Genomic DNA, 14189 nt, shown 5'->3' with positions numbered 1-14189 from the left:
CTACCTTCGCGGTGGGAGGTAGGGCGCGGGTTGGTTGGTGGTGAGGACGCGGAGGGCGGCGGCGGTGGCGATGCCGCGCCACTCCAGGGTGGAAGCCGGGCCCGGTGGTTGCCAGGACACCGGCCAGCCGCCGTCCTCGCACTGGGCGGCGGCGAGCGCGGTCAGGTGCGCGGTGATCGCGTCGGCCGGGAAGAGGGGGCGCAGCGGATCGGTCGGCAGCGGTGCGAAGTCGAGCGGGGTCAGGCCGTAGCCCTCGCCGGGGTAGAGGTGGAACAGGCTCAGGTCCTCGACCGACAGCCCGTGCCGACCGGTCCACTCCCGGTCCGGGGTGGTCGCCAGGAAGCGCAGCACGTTGACCGCCGTGTGCGCGTCGACGTCGCCGGACAGGGCCTCGATCCGCACGCGGCAGAACTCGTCGGCGGCGTCGAGCCACGCGGCGGACACACCGGCCTTCCGCAGCCCCGCGACGATGCCCGCCGTCGGGTTGAGGCCGACCGGGAACCGGCCGTCGCCCCAGTGCTCGGCCCGGGCGTGGTCGGCGATGTCGGGCAGCACGATCGGCAGCCCGCCGTCGGGCGACGTCACCGATTCGAGGTACGGCACCAGGCTCTCGGCGAACCCGGCGACCTTCCGCCGCACCGCGGTGTCGGACGCGGCGGGCGAGTCCAGCACCTGCCCCAGGACGCCGAGCGCGAAGTCGACGGCCAGCGGCTGGCTGTGCGGCGCGCGGACGTCCGGTTCGAGCGCGTGGCCCAGCCCGCCGTCGGCGTTGCGGTAGCCCGCGAGGACGTCCACGATCGCGACCGCCGCGACCGGGTCGGGCCGGGACCACAGGAGGGCGAGCCGTCGTTCGAGCAGCCGGGCGTGGGTGTCCAGGAAGGCGTGTGCGCGGGCGTGGTCCATGCCGACGATGCTGGCACTTGCACCGACGGCGCGTCTTGAACGAATCGGCCGTCAGCCGGCGCAGGCCGGTCAGTCGACGCAGGCCGGGCCGGCCTGGACGACGCGGTGACGTGGGCCGTCCAGGCTCACCGGCCGGTCGGCGGCGAAGCGCCGGGTAGGCGAAGCGCCGGCCGTGGCCGAAGTCTCGGCAGCCGACGTCGCGGGCGGGGCCGGCGCGGGCGTCTTCTCGCCCAGCAACTCGGCCACGAACGCCTTCACCTGCGCCGGGTCCACGGTCACGACGCTCTGGCCGCGGTCGTTGCGCGCGCCGACGCCGGTCACCGGGATCGTCGCGAACTCGACGTTCCCGCCCGCCAGCCCGCGCGCCTGGCCGGCGAACTTCGCCAAGTCCAAGTTCTCGTCCACCACGATCGACTTGTTCACCGCGTCCAGCAGCCCGGACAGCCGCGTCGGGTCCGCCAGCGTCCCCGCCGACAGCAGCTTCGACATCGCCGCCGACATGAACACCTGCTGCCGCGTGATCCGCCCGAGGTCGCCGTTCGGGATGCCCTTGCGCTGGCGCACGAACGCCAGCGCGTCCCCGCCGGAGATCGTCTGCACGCCCGCGCGGAAGTTCGCGCCCGAGTCCGGGTCCGACGTGCCCTGCTTCAGGCACACCTCGACGCCGCCGATCACCTCGGTGAGCAGGTAGAACCCGTACAGGTTGATCTCCGCGTAGTGGTCGACCCGCACGCCGGTCAGCTCCTGCACCACCCGCACCAACGCCCGCCGCCCGGCCTGGTCGCCCGCCTTGGAGCGCTCGGTCAGGTCGGACATGCCCGCCGCCGCCAGCTGCTCCATGGTGAAGAACTTGGTCAGCCCGTACGCCGAGTTGATCTTCTCCTCGCCGATCTCCGGGATCGGCACGTAGGTGTCCCGCGGGATGGACACGGCGTGCGCCTTGCTGCCGTCGTGCGGCACGCGCATCACGATGATCGTGTCCGTGTTGAGGGTGTCCGTCGCCTCCGTGCGCAACTTCCGCAGCACGTGGTCCGGCAGCGGCACCCCCTGGGCGTCGGTGCGGCTGTCGCTGCCGACCAGCAGGATGTCGGTCGCGCCGTCGGCCGCGGGCGGCGCGTTCGGCACGTCCGACAGCACGGTCAGCACGTCCGTCGTGTTCACGCTCTCCTGCACGCGCTGGAGCGTCGACCAGCCGTACCCGGACGCCGCCAGCACGGCCGAGGACAGCAGCGCGACGAGCACGCGTCCGGCGATCACCGCAGCCCTCACCGGCGCTCCTCCTACGATTGGATGTCCGATCAGGCTAACCACCCTCGGCCGGTCGGACGTCCGGATTCACCGGGAGGTGGTGTGTCAGTTGACGCAGACCACACCGTCGGCGGTGATCGGCGGGGTAGAGCTCGTCGAGGGCGGGCTGTCCGTGCCGGGCACGCCGACCGACGCCGGGTCGGACTGGTCCGGCGGCGCGTAGTCGGCGCCGGCGTACACGAGAACCTGCCCCCTGGGCACGGAGTCGTCCTCGATGGCCTCGGCGTTACCGCTCAGGGCGGAGATCACCTTGTCGGCGCTCGCCCGCTCACCCGGCGCGTGCCGCACGGACGTCGTCTCCGCGTACGCCCCGGAGTCCGCCCGGCCGCGCTTGAAACCCTTCTCCACCAACATGTCCAGCACGCTCGCGGCCAGCCGGTCGACCCCGGCGGCGTTGTAGACGTGCACGGTGATCGCCGAGGGCGGCGGCCCGGACGGCGTCGTGGTGGTCACAGGCGCCTTCGACGGGTTGTCGTCGGTCGCCAGGCCCTTGATGAACTGCCGCACCTGCGCCGGGTCGACCGGCAGCACGTTGCCGTCGCTCCACGTGTCCATCGGGTCGCCCACCGGGATCGTGCGGAACTGGATGTTGCCGCCCACGAGGCCCTGCATCTGCGTGGCGAACTCGGTGATGTTCCACCCCTCGCTCAGCACGACGGACTTCTTCACCGCCGTCACGAGCTGGTCGAGCTGGTCGAAGTCGGTCAGCGTGCCCGTGGAGAGCACCTTGCGGGCCAGCGCGCCGATGAACACCTGCTGCCGCACGATCCGGTCCAGGTCGCCGCCGGGCAGCCCGCCGCGCTGGCGGACGAACGACAGCGCCTTCGCGCCCTCGACGGTCTGCCGCCCGGCCGGGAAGTCCGCGCCCGAGTCGCGGTCGCTGGTGGCCTCGTTCAGGCACACCTCGACGCCGCCGAGCGCCTTCGTCACCTCGTAGAAGCTGGCCAGGTTGACCTCGGCGTACCGGTCGACGGTGACGGAGCCGCCGGTCAGCCCCTCGATCGTCTTGATCAGCGTCTTGCGGCCGGCCAGCGTCGACTCCAGCTCGATGCGGGCCTCGTCGGTCACGCCCTTGTCGCGCAGCTCCTGCGCCTTCTCGTTCTTCTGCCTGGCCAACGCGGAGTTCAGCTTGTGCTTGCCGAACCCGTCCGCGATCTCCACGTACGCGTCACGGGGGAACGAGATGGCCACCGCGCGCGTGCCGTCCTGGGGGATGTGCACCAGGATCATCGTGTCGGTGTTCTGCGTGCCGTCCGCCACACCGCCGTTGAGCAGCGCCAACACCTCGTCCGACAGCGGGTTGCCCTGCGCGTCGGTGCGGCTGTCGACCCCGACCAGCAGGATGTCGATCGCGCCGTCGAGCGGCTTGCGCGGCACGCCGTCGGCGTCCTCGGTCACCGAGGACGCGATGACGTCGGTCGTCGTGATGTCGTCGTCGATGTCGCTGAGGTAGTACCAGCCGTACCACGTGACGACGAGCACAGCCGCCGAGACCAACGCCAACAGCGAACGCGCGGTGAGCGCTAGAGCACGCAGCGCAGCCGATCCACCGGCTGCTCCTGGCGGACTGGAGTCCACTGCCTGCCTCCCCCGTGCGCTCAGGCGTGCCTGGTCGACATTAGTGGCGCGGAGGTTGACCGCGCCGGACATTCCTCTTATACGGGAGACGCTGTAACAACCAGGTGGGTTGCACGAAAGGCACTCGTGACAGACTGCGATGAGCAACCGCCTTCAGGAGGACACCGAGCATGCGGGTACTGGTAACGGGTGGGGCCGGGTTCATCGGTTCGCACTACGTGCGGGAGATGGTGGCCGGCGCGTACCCGGCCTACGCCGATGCCGAGGTGGTGGTGCTGGACAAGCTCACCTACGCCGGCAACGAGGCGAACCTGGCGCCGGTCGCGGACAGCCCGAGGTTGACCTTCGTCCGGGGCGACATCTGCGACCGCGAGCTGGTCGCCGACCTGATGAGCCGGACGGACGTGGTGGTGCACTTCGCCGCCGAGTCCCATGTGGACCGCTCGATCTCCGGCTCGGCCGACTTCGTGCTGACCAACGTGCTCGGCACCCAGACGCTGCTGCAGGGCGCGCTGGAAGCCGGTGTGGCGAAGTTCGTGCACGTCTCCACCGACGAGGTCTACGGCACGATCGAAGAGGGTTCCTGGACCGAGGACCACATCCTGGAGCCGAACTCGCCCTACTCGGCGTCCAAGGCGTCGTCGGACCTGCTGGCGCGGTCGTTCCACCGCACCCACGGGCTGCCGGTGAGCATCACCCGGTGCTCGAACAACTACGGTCCGTACCAGTTCCCCGAGAAGGTCATCCCGCTGTTCGTGACCAACCTGGTCGACGGCAAGAAGGTGCCGCTGTACGGCGACGGGCTCAACGTCCGCGACTGGCTGCACGTGGACGACCACTGCCACGGCATCCAGCTCGTGCTGGAGGGCGGGCGCGCCGGCGAGATCTACAACATCGGCGGCGGCACGGAGCTGACCAACCGGGAGCTGACCGAGCGCCTCCTGGAGGCCACGGGGCGTGACTGGGACTCGTTCGTCGAGCCCGTCACCGACCGCAAGGGTCACGACCGGCGCTACTCGGTGGACATCACCAAGATCAGCACCGAGCTGGGCTACGCGCCGCGGGTCGACTTCGCCGAGGGCCTGGCGTCGACCGTGCAGTGGTACCGCGACAACCGGTCGTGGTGGGAGCCCCTCAAGCAGCGCGCGGCGCTGGCCGGCTGATGGCGCTCGCACTCCTGGTGCCCGGCGGCCGCGGCCAGCTCGGGCGCGACCTGGCGACGGCGGCGCCCGGTGACGGCCTCGTGCACGCGCCGTCGTCGGCCGAGCTGGACGTGACCGACGCCTCGGCGGTGGCGGACGCGGTGGCCGTGTTCGCCGCCAGCGCGCGTGACGCGGGGTTCCGGCCGGCGGTCGTGAACGCGGCGGCCTACACGGCGGTGGACGCGGCGGAGACCGACGTCGACCGGGCCGCGGAGGTCAACGCGGTCGGGCCGGCGAACCTGGCCACGAGCTGCCGCGAGCACAACGTGCCGCTGCTGCACGTCTCCACGGACTACGTGTTCCCCGGCGACGGCACGCGGCCGTACGAGCCGACCGACGAGACCGGCCCGAAGTCGGTCTACGGCCGCACGAAGCTTGACGGCGAGCGGCGCGTGCTGTCCACTTGGGACCGTTCGTGGGTAGTCCGCACCGCGTGGGTCTACGGCGAGCACGGCAACAACTTCGTGAAGACCATGGCACGCCTGGCCGGCGCGAACGACACGCTGTCCGTTGTGGACGACCAGCTCGGCTCGCCGACGTGGTCGCTCGACCTGGCGCACGGGCTGCTGGACCTGGCGGTCGCGGTGACGTCGGGCGGCACGCCGGCCCGGGTGCTGCACGCGACCGGCGGCGGTGAGACCACGTGGTGCGGTTTCGCCCGCGCGATCTTCGCCGAACTCGGCCTCGACCCGGAGCGCGTGCGGCCGTGCACGACCGCCGACTTCCCCCGGCCCGCGCCGCGCCCGGCGTACTCCGTGCTGTCCAACAAGGCTTGGGCGGACGCGGGGTTGACGCCGTTGCGGCACTGGCAGGAGGCGTTGGCGGCGGCGGTGAAGGCGAACGCGGTGCCGTGAAGCCGTCGGTTCAGGCCGGCAGTTCCTTGCGCAGCATCGTGCCGCGAGGCCCGTACCCCGCCGACGCGTAGAAGCGGACGGCGTCCTCGTTGAGCGTCAGGACGCCGGCGTGGAGGGCGGTCACACCCCGTGCCGAGGCGGCTCGCTCCACCCCGGCGAGCAGGGCCTTGCCGACGCCCCGGCCGCGGTGCGCGTGCAGGACGACCGTGTGCACGTCGGCCGCCGGGCGCGGCACCGCGATCTGGTGCGCGGGCGGGTCCGGCAGGGGCACCAGTTCCGCCATGCCCGCGACCTCGCCGTCGACGTCCGCGACGAGCACCAGGACGTCCGACCCGCCGGAGAGCACGTCCTCGAAGTGCTGCCGGACGACGTCGGCCTCGGGCAGCCGGTAGACGGCCGGGTCGAGCCGGATGTGCTGCTCGGCGTTCGCGAGGCGGAGGCGGACGAGCGCGGGCACGTCCTCCCGCGCGGCTGCCCTGACCGTGATCGTCACGGCACGCAGCTTCTCAGACGGGGGGAGGATGCGGGGGTGCGCGTGATCACTCTCGCTTCGCGGCCCGACCTGGCCGACGCGGTCTACGGGATCCCCTACCCACCCGACTCGCCCCGGTTCATGCAGGGCGACCTGGCGTCCCTGCTCGTGCGGGGACGTCGGGTCGCCGAACGGTGGCCGCACCTGGTGGTGGCGTTGCTGGACGGCGACCGGCCCGTGGCGCGGGGGATCGTGGTCGGTTACCGGGCGGACCGCGACTCGCGGCCCCGGTTCCCCGACGGCGGGTGGGACCAGGTGGCGGTGTGGGCGGCCGAGGACGTGATGGACGGCGTCGAGGCCGACACCGCGTGTGCGCTGGAGATCACCGTGGACCCCGGCTACGTGGGTCGCGGGCTGTCCGGCGCGGTGTTGGCGGCGATGCGCTCGGCGGTCGCGGCGGCGGGGTTGACCAGGCTCCTGGTGCCGCTCAGGCCGCCGGACAAGGCGATGGCGCCGGAGGTGCCGATGGACGAGTACGCGGCGCGGACCCGTGCCGACGGGTTGCCGGAGGACCGGTGGCTGCGGACCCACGTGCGGGCCGGGGGACGGGTCGAGGGCGTCGCGTGGTGCTCGTCGACCGTGCAGGCGACGCTTGCGCGGTGGCGGGAGTGGACCGGGCTGCCGTTCGACCGGGACGGGCCGGTGGTCGTGCCCGGCGCGCTCGCCCCGGTGTTCGTGTCGACGTCGCAGAACGTGGCCGTGTACGTCGAGCCGAACATCTGGGTGTCCCACCGGGCCTGAAACCGGAGTGCGAGCGGTCGGCGCGGTGGTGTGTGATTCGGGGCATGGCGATCGAGTTGGGAAGGCCGGGGGTCGACGGGCTCGGCGAGGCGGTCGACGCGCTGCGGGAGTGGCAGCACGACGGCGCGCCGATGCAGCTGCACCCCGGCGACCTGGGCTGGTTCTGGCGGTACGGCGCGGAGGCGACGGCGGCGGCCGTCCGGACCTGGAGCAGGGACGGGCGGATCCTCGCGGTCGGGCTGCTGGACGAGCCCGACCTGTTGCGGATGACCATCGCGCCGGACGCCCACCAGGACGAGGAGCTGGCCCGGCGGGTGGTCGAGGACGTGACCGCGCCGGAGCGCGGGGTGCTGGTCCCGGGCAAGGTGTACGTCGAAGCGCCGAAGGGCGTGCTGCTGCAGGACCTGCTGGCCGAGGCCGGCTGGGACACCGACGACCCGTGGACGCCCCTGCGCCGTGACCTGGCGGAGCCGGTGGAGGACCCGGGCGTGCGGGTCGAGGTGATCGGGCCGGAGGGGGCGCACGTGCGGGCGGCCGTGCAGCGGGCGTCGTTCGGCAGTTCCACGTTCACCGAAGAGCGCTGGCACGCGATGGCCGCCGGAACGCCTTACGCCGACGCCCGGTGCCTGCTCGCGTACGACGGGGACAACGCGGTGGCGGCCGTGACCGTGTGGTCGGCCGGTGCCGGCAGGCCGGGGCTGATCGAGCCGATGGGCGTGCACTCGGACCACCGCGGCCACGGCTACGGCAAGGCGATCACGGTCGCCGCCGCGGCGGCGCTCCGCGAGCTGGGCTCGTCGAGCGTGCTGGTCTGCACCCCGAGCTCCAACGTCGGCGCGGTCGCCACCTACCGGTCCGCGGGCTTCCAGGCGCTCCCCGAGGTGAGGGACCGGCGCCGGGACGCTTAAGCGGCCTGCCAGGTGACGCCTTCGGGGCGGTTGGCGGTGGCCAGGAACTCCTTCAGCGCGGTCGCCAGGACGTCCACCGGGACACCCGCGCCGGCCGGGTAGTCGACGTACTCCGAGCGGTACTCGGGGGAGGCCGGGTCGCCGGCCAGGGTCGAGTAGTCGTGCTCCGGGTCGGCGTAGGTGAGGTAGCCGTAGCCCTGGTGGATGGCGGCGGCCACGTCGTGGTCCGGGATCTTGGTGGTGCCGGGCGCGCCGAGCAGGCCCTCGGTGTCGGTGATCAGCTCGCGGTCCTGGTGCTCGATCACGGCGGGGCCCGCGCCGGGTTCCGCCAGGCGGGTCAGGAGGGTGTCGACGTCCTCCGGCGTGCCGACGGTCATCTCGTCGGCGGCGTCGGCGTCCTGCTCTTTCACGATCGGCCACACAGCCGTGAAGCTCATGGCCGGCATCATCGCAGTGGACGCGCTGAGTGACCACCGGAGGGGTCCGTTGGGCCGTTGGGGTGGAGTAGGTTTATCGCACTGGTTTTGCGCTCAACCGGTGCGAGAACCTTTCCGCCATGTCCGCGCTCGGGCGATCCCCTGAAGCGACCGCGCCTCGTCCTGACGGCGAGCGGCAGCGGTTCTTGCGTCGCGTCTGTGCCGTGACCGGCTCACGGCAGATCTCGTGGAGCGTCCTCAAGCCCGCCCAGGCCGACCGGCAACCCGGACACTCGTAGCGAGGAACGCCACCCAGGCGGAACCGGGCACGGTGAGGGTGCCGGTGTCCGGCGACTTGCTGTCCCTGATCCCGACGACGGTCGGGGAGTGCGCCACCTCGACGCAATCCGAGTTGCCGCCGCTGAACGTGGATTTACGCCAAGGTCCGAAGTTCAGCTCAGACGCTCCCATTCGCTGTGCTCCTCCTTGATGTACTTCCGCAGCAGGGCCAGCGACTCCGGCGCGCTCAGTGCGGTGCCGCACAAGTGCTGGAACGCCAGCCTATACCGCTCCACCTCGGCTTCTTCCTCCAAGAAGAGTGTGCCGGTGAGGTGGTCGATCGCGACCGTGCCGTAGCCGTCATCGAAGCGGAAGCAAGAGAAAGGCACACCCATCGCGATGTGCTCACCCGCACGAGTGGGGATGATCTGGAACTGGATGTTCGGCAGAGCCGCCAACTCCAGCAGGCGGGAGAGCTGGGCGAGGTGGACGTCGCTGCCGCCGACCGCTCGCAGGATCGCCTCCTCGGTGATCACCGCCCAGACGTCGAGGCTGCCGTCGAGTACACGGTCCTGGCGTTTGACGCGCAGCTCGACACGCTGCTCGAGGATGATGTCGGCCATACCGGGATTGGCCGCGCGGATCACCGTGCGGGCGTAGTCCTCGGTCTGGAGCAGACCCGGCACCAGGTCGATCTGGTAGTTCGACACGCTGACCGCATCGGTCTCCAGCTCCACGAAGTCGATGTTCTCGGGATTGGCCGACTCGTCGTAGACCTGGTACCAGCCACGGGTCTTGGCGGTCCGGGCCAGGTTGACCATGCTCTCGACGGTGGCCCGGCCCGCGCCGTACAGCTCGCAGAGCATCCGCACCTCGTCGGGCTTCGCGCCCAACTGGCAGATCTCGATCTTGGTGATCTTGGGCTGCTTGCACCCGAGGTGGTTGGCGGCCTCCTCGAGCGACGTGCCCGAGTTGACCCGGAGCTGGCGGAGGCGGCGAGCCAGGCGACGCTGCCTGGGAGTCATCGGAGTCCCTCGATCGAGCGAAGATTGGAATTTGATTCCAGTCATGCTTGCATCCGGATCAGGGTGCGAGCAACCTAGCAGAACCTTTTTCCGCACGATCGAGGAGGGGTGTTGTGGCTGATCAAGTGGCCGTGGCCCATATCCGGGGTGACACGCCGCTGCGCGCGTGGGTGGACGACGAGACCGGGACCGTGTGCCTCTCCGCCGGCCCGCCGCCGGGCCAAGTCGTGCTCGGCCTCACCGCGAACGGCGCGGACCGGCTACTGGACGCCGTCCGGCGCGAGCTGGAGATCCTCGAACCGACCGGCTACGAGTGCGACGACTGCCTCGACACCGGTCAGCGGTGGACCCCCGTCGCACGTGGCGCGGTCCGCCTCAGCGGTTGTCACTGCGCGGCCGTCGCTGCTCCGCCTGTCACCGCTCCGCGGCACGCCGATAAGCCGTCAGCGTCTTCTCGGCCGTCCGCCGCCACGTGAACTCCGCCGCGTGCGTTCGCCGTGCCGCCTGGTCGGCGGGCGTGGGCGGGGCCTCGACGGCGTCGACCATGGCCGTGGCCAACGCCTCCACGTCACCCACCGGCACGTGCGTCGCGTGCCCGCCGGCGACCTCGCGCAACGCCGCGACGTCCGTGCACACCACGGGCACGTTGCACGCCAACGCCTCCAGCACGGGCAGCCCGAAGCCCTCGTCGCGCGACGGCAGCACCAACGCCGCCGCACCCGCCACGACGCTCCTCAGGTCGACGTCGTTCAGGTACCCGGTCCGCAGCACCCGGTCGTCGGAGCTGACCACGTGCGGCCCGGCCAGCACCAACGGCGGCAACGACGGCCGGGCGGCGTGCGCGGTCAGCAACGTCCCCAGGCCCTTGCGCGGCCCACCGGCGCCCACGAACAGCAGGTACTCCGACGGCAACCCCAGCCGGGCGCGCAGCGCGGGCGACGGCGGACGGGCCGCGAACCACGCCGGGTCGACGCCCAGCGGCGTCACCACGATCTTCGACTCGGGCACGCCGAGCCGTTCCATCACCACCTCGGCCACCGCACGGGTCGGCGTGCACACCACGTCTGCCCGCGTGGCCGACTTGTGCACCAGTTCGGGCAACCGGCGGTCCGAGGGCGGCAGGTCGCCGGGCGTGTCCAGGAACGCCAGGTCGTGGATGGTCGTCACGCCACCCGCCCGCAGCGCCGGCGGCAGGACGAAGTTCGTCGCGTGCATGACGTCCGTAGGCCCGGCCAGGAACTCCACCGGCGGGAACGGCATCCGCAGCCAGAACTGCCGCAGCAGCCGCGCCGACACCGGCAGCCCGCGTGCCACCACGTCGTGCGGCAGCACGGTCCGCAGCGCGCGCCACCCGCGCAACGTGAACGCGACCGCGCGCACGTCGACCTCGTCCAGCATCGACGCCAGCTCCTCGGCCAACGCCGCGGTGTAGCGACCGATCCCGGTCCGCTGCCCGAGCAGCGGGGTGCCGTCGATCAGCACCCGCAACGGCCTAGCCACGGCCGCGCAACTTCTTCAGCACCCGGCCGGTCGCCCTGCGGGCCACCTCGCCGGCGCCGCCGGCGGTCATGTACTCCTTGACCAGCGCGACGTCCCGCTGCACCTTCTCCAGCCGCCCGAGCGCCCGGTTGGGCACCATGAACGACGTGCCGGTCAGCCGGTCGGCGGCGGGCCGCGGGTTGCGGCAGAACTCGGTCAGCGGCGCGAGCACGTTCTCCCAGGTGTACCGCTCCCGCACGGCGGCGATCCGCTCCGCGCACCCGGCGGCGAAAGCGGTGTCGTACATGACCTTCTCCAACGCGTCGGCCAACGCGTCCGGGTCCTCCGACGGCACCACCACGCCCAGGTCCTCGCGGCGCACCAGGTCGGCGAACGAGTCGCCGTCCGTGGTCACGATCGGCAGCCCCGCCCACAGGTAGTCCAGCACCCGCGTGCGGAACGCGAACGTCGTCTCCACGTGCTCGTAGTGCGTGGTCACGCCGGCGTTCGCGTCGAGCAGCCAGTTCTGCCGGTCGTGGTAGGGCACCCAGGTCTCGTTGAAGAACACGTGCGAGCCCACGAGGTCCAGCCGCCCGGCCAACGCGCGGGTCTGCCCGGCGATGTCCATGTCCGGCACCTCGGGGTTGGGGTGCTTCATGCCCAGGAACACCAGCCGCGCGTCCGACCGGCGCGTCCGCAGCCGGTCCATCGCGTGCAGCAGGGTCAGCGGGTCGAACCAGCTGTAGACGCCGCCCGCCCACAGCACGACCTTGTCCGACTCGCCGATGCCCAACGTCGAGCGCAGCCCCGGCCCGGTGCGCTGCGGCGGCTTGCCCGGCAGCCCGAACGGCGCCTCGGCCAGCAGCGAGCGCACGGTGGGGTCGTCGTCGTACAGGGCGGGGGTGAGCCGGCCGATCGCGGTCAGGTGGCCGAGCCAGAAGTGCCGCTGCCGCTCGGAGGCGCACAGGAAGAAGTCGCCGCGCCGCAGCTGGTTGTCGATGATCCTGGTGACGCCGACCAGGTCGAGCGAGCGCTGCTCGTCGGTCGAGTCCTTGCCCTGCTCCAGCAGCTCCAGGTGCATCGGGTCGTAGATGTCGCAGACGACGATCTTGGTGTTGCCCGGCTCCTTGAGGAAGCCGACGTTCTCCAGCACGTGACCCTGGAGCACGACGATGTCGGCCCACTTGGCGTGCTCGACCAGCTCGCGCGGCACGGCGCGGCTCACCGGGAACGACGACTCGGGCGGGTCGCACAGCGCGTTGATCGTGACCAGTCGGACCTCGTGCTCGGCGGAGAGCACGTCGGCCATGTTCCAGGCCCGGATCGCGGGGCCGGCCATCCGGTCGGAGAGCGCGTCGCCGGTGACCACCAGCACCCGGCGAGGCCGGCCGAACACCTCCTCCAGCCCGAACACCTCGACCAGCACGTCGTGCGCGGCCAGGTAGCGGGGCAGCGGGTAGGCGGGCTCCATCGCCTTGCGCATCAGCGGCACCAGGTCGGTGTCCGTGACCCGGCGCGCGGCCTGCTCGGCCTTGCGCGACTCGGCCAGCGACGGCAGCAGCTCCACGAACTGGTCGATCGCCAGGAACCCGGCCAGCGCCTGCCGCGACACGGGCACCGGCGCGCGGTCGTTCGCCGGGTTCTCGGGACGGCGGGTGATCTCCAGCTGCGTGGCGTCCAGCTCGCCGCGAGCGGTGGCCCGGCGGACCACCAGGGCCAGCGCGGCGGGGAGCACCTTGGCCAGCGTCTCGTCGGAGAAGTTCTTGTAGAGCGCGGCGAGGGCGTTGCGCTCCAACAGGTACAGCTCACGGCTGGTGTCCACCGTGGACATCGAGGCGTGGTGCTTGTGGTAGGTCAGGGACGTGGGCACGTAGCGGACGCGCCAGCCGCGCAGGTTCATCCGCCAGCCGAGGTCGACGTCCTCGTAGAACATGAAGAACCGCTCGTCGAACCCGCCCAGCTCGCGGAACACGGCGGTCCGCGCCACGAGCGCCGAGCCGGTGCCGAAGAGCACGTCGCGCGGTGTGTCGTGGGAGCCGTCGTCGGGCAGGCCGGCGTGCCGCTTGTAGCCCATGCCGAACCACGTGAGGCCGCCGTCCACGAAGTCGATCTCGCGGCCGTCCCAGTCGAGCACCTTGCTCGCCACCGCGCCGACGGTCGGCTCGGCGCGCAGCACCCGCACGGCCTCGCGCAGCCAGCGCGGGTCGGGGCGGGCGTCGTTGTTGAGGAACGCGACCACCGAGCCGCGGGCGGCCCGCACGCCGAGGTTGCAGCCGCCCGCGAAGCCGAGGTTGGCCGGCGCCTCGACGACCTCCGCGGTCGGCGAGGCGGCCCGGATGCGGTCCGCGCTGCCGTCGCCCGAGGCGTTGTCGACCACGATGACCTGGAGTTTCTCCGCCGGGTAGTCGAGGTCGCCGAACAGCGCGCGCAGGCAGGTGACGGTGTCGTCCGCGCCGCGGTAGTTGACGACGACCACCGACACGTCAGGCAGGGTTCCGTGCTCCACGGGCTAACTCTGCCTCATCACGCTCCGCAGCGTTCGGTCAAGGTGTCCTACGCCTCGGCGTCGGGCTCGGCGGGCTCCCGGTCGGGCTTCGACTCGTTGTCCTCGGGCGGGGCCTCGGTGGGCAGGTTGTCGCGGTGCCACTCGACGGTGATCTTGACGTGGGCCTCGGCGGAGGACTTGGCGATGGCCAGCGCGGCGCTGGAGCTGACCTTCAGGCCGATCTCCACGGCCACCTTGTCCGGTCGCGGCGACGGCATGCCGCCGATCTTCGCGGCCACCGACCTGGCCACCTTCCTGGCCCGCTCGATGCCGTGCTCCAGCGTCTCCTCGGCGCGCTCGACCGGGTTCCAGCGACCCGCGCGCACCGGGCCGTCGTACTCCTCGTCCAGCTCGAACGGCACCAGGTCGCCGTCCTCCGTGCGCACCTCGACGTACTCGGCCACTGTGCTCCTCATTCC

Annotated in this window: 14 protein-coding genes; 4 read left to right on the top strand and 10 right to left on the bottom strand. The window is 71.8% G+C overall.

The features are described 5' to 3' along the window. From AB0H12_RS31890 to AB0H12_RS31880, 3 genes are all read right to left on the bottom strand, one after another. Entirely contained in the window at positions 1-903 is a 903-nt protein-coding gene (locus AB0H12_RS31890; RefSeq protein ID WP_499628031.1) for a hypothetical protein, read from the bottom strand. A gap of 69 nt (positions 904-972) precedes the next feature. Beyond that, a complete protein-coding gene (locus AB0H12_RS31885; protein ID WP_499628029.1) occupies positions 973-2172 on the bottom strand; it encodes an LCP family protein in 1200 nt (399 codons plus the stop codon). A gap of 84 nt (positions 2173-2256) precedes the next feature. Further along, positions 2257-3708, bottom strand: coding sequence for an LCP family protein (locus tag AB0H12_RS31880; protein ID WP_499628028.1), 1452 nt, complete (start codon positions 3706-3708; stop codon positions 2257-2259). 251 nt (positions 3709-3959) lie between these two features. Here AB0H12_RS31880 and rfbB point away from each other — a divergent pair, with 251 nt between their 5' ends. Next, entirely contained in the window at positions 3960-4952 is a 993-nt protein-coding gene (gene rfbB / locus AB0H12_RS31875) for a dTDP-glucose 4,6-dehydratase (protein ID WP_499628025.1), read from the top strand. Next, entirely contained in the window at positions 4952-5845 is an 894-nt protein-coding gene (rfbD, locus tag AB0H12_RS31870) for a dTDP-4-dehydrorhamnose reductase (protein ID WP_499628023.1), read from the top strand. The genes rfbB and rfbD overlap by 1 nt, the downstream gene beginning before the upstream one ends. A gap of 10 nt (positions 5846-5855) precedes the next feature. Here rfbD and AB0H12_RS31865 read toward each other — a convergent pair whose 3' ends face one another. Then, positions 5856-6338, bottom strand: coding sequence for a GNAT family N-acetyltransferase (locus tag AB0H12_RS31865; RefSeq protein ID WP_499628021.1), 483 nt, complete (start codon positions 6336-6338; stop codon positions 5856-5858). A gap of 36 nt (positions 6339-6374) precedes the next feature. On the opposite strand from AB0H12_RS31865, the gene AB0H12_RS31860 reads away from it, so the two are divergent. Both AB0H12_RS31860 and AB0H12_RS31855 read left to right on the top strand, forming a co-directional pair. After that, positions 6375-7118: a hypothetical protein gene (locus AB0H12_RS31860; RefSeq protein WP_499628018.1), complete on the top strand. Its 744-nt coding sequence runs from the start codon at positions 6375-6377 to the stop codon at positions 7116-7118. A 44-nt stretch (positions 7119-7162) separates the two neighbouring features. Continuing rightward, complete coding sequence (locus AB0H12_RS31855; protein ID WP_499628016.1) at positions 7163-8026, top strand: GNAT family N-acetyltransferase; 864 nt, start codon at positions 7163-7165, stop codon at positions 8024-8026. On the opposite strand, the gene AB0H12_RS31850 is transcribed toward AB0H12_RS31855, so the two are convergent. The 6 genes from AB0H12_RS31850 to AB0H12_RS31825 all read right to left on the bottom strand — a co-directional run bounded on the left by AB0H12_RS31850 (position 8023) and on the right by AB0H12_RS31825 (position 14186). Beyond that, positions 8023-8463: an Imm1 family immunity protein gene (locus AB0H12_RS31850; protein WP_499628015.1), complete on the bottom strand. Its 441-nt coding sequence runs from the start codon at positions 8461-8463 to the stop codon at positions 8023-8025. The genes AB0H12_RS31855 and AB0H12_RS31850 overlap by 4 nt on opposite strands. A gap of 237 nt (positions 8464-8700) precedes the next feature. After that, positions 8701-8913: a DUF397 domain-containing protein gene (locus tag AB0H12_RS31845; protein ID WP_499628013.1), complete on the bottom strand. Its 213-nt coding sequence runs from the start codon at positions 8911-8913 to the stop codon at positions 8701-8703. Then, positions 8895-9791, bottom strand: coding sequence for a DUF5753 domain-containing protein (locus tag AB0H12_RS31840; RefSeq protein WP_499628011.1), 897 nt, complete (start codon positions 9789-9791; stop codon positions 8895-8897). The genes AB0H12_RS31845 and AB0H12_RS31840 overlap by 19 nt, the downstream gene beginning before the upstream one ends. A 369-nt stretch (positions 9792-10160) precedes the next feature. Beyond that, positions 10161-11246, bottom strand: a complete 1086-nt coding sequence (locus AB0H12_RS31835; protein WP_499628009.1) for a glycosyltransferase family 4 protein — start codon at positions 11244-11246, stop codon at positions 10161-10163. After that, entirely contained in the window at positions 11239-13731 is a 2493-nt protein-coding gene (locus AB0H12_RS31830) for a glycosyltransferase (RefSeq protein ID WP_499628008.1), read from the bottom strand. Before AB0H12_RS31830 ends, AB0H12_RS31835 begins: the two co-directional genes overlap by 8 nt. Positions 13732-13778: 47 nt before the next feature. After that, a complete protein-coding gene (locus AB0H12_RS31825; protein ID WP_499628005.1) occupies positions 13779-14186 on the bottom strand; it encodes a CU044_2847 family protein in 408 nt (135 codons plus the stop codon). Between the last annotated feature and the right edge of the window lie 3 nt (positions 14187-14189).

It is taken from the genome of Actinosynnema sp. NPDC023794 (assembly GCF_040639675.1).
Lineage (GTDB): Bacteria > Actinomycetota > Actinomycetes > Mycobacteriales > Pseudonocardiaceae > Actinosynnema > Actinosynnema luteola.
Note: the sequence above shows the minus strand (reverse complement) of the source record. Positions and strands in the feature narration are given on the sequence as shown.

Bases quoted from the DNA above. Each gene is read 5' to 3' on its own strand.
- AB0H12_RS31840 (WP_499628011.1), bottom strand. From the start codon at position 9,791: ATGACTGGAATCAAATTCCAATCTTCGCTCGATCGAGGGACTCCGATG.
- AB0H12_RS31850 (WP_499628015.1), bottom strand. From the start codon at position 8,463: ATGAGCTTCACGGCTGTGTGGCCGATCGTGAAAGAGCAGGACGCCGAC.
- AB0H12_RS31855 (WP_499628016.1), top strand. From the start codon at position 7,163: ATGGCGATCGAGTTGGGAAGGCCGGGGGTCGACGGGCTCGGCGAGGCG.
- AB0H12_RS31845 (WP_499628013.1), bottom strand. From the start codon at position 8,913: ATGGGAGCGTCTGAGCTGAACTTCGGACCTTGGCGTAAATCCACGTTC.
- rfbB (WP_499628025.1), top strand. From the start codon at position 3,960: ATGCGGGTACTGGTAACGGGTGGGGCCGGGTTCATCGGTTCGCACTAC.
- rfbD (WP_499628023.1), top strand. From the start codon at position 4,952: ATGGCGCTCGCACTCCTGGTGCCCGGCGGCCGCGGCCAGCTCGGGCGC.
- AB0H12_RS31825 (WP_499628005.1), bottom strand. From the start codon at position 14,186: ATGAGGAGCACAGTGGCCGAGTACGTCGAGGTGCGCACGGAGGACGGC.
- AB0H12_RS31890 (WP_499628031.1), bottom strand. From the start codon at position 903: ATGGACCACGCCCGCGCACACGCCTTCCTGGACACCCACGCCCGGCTG.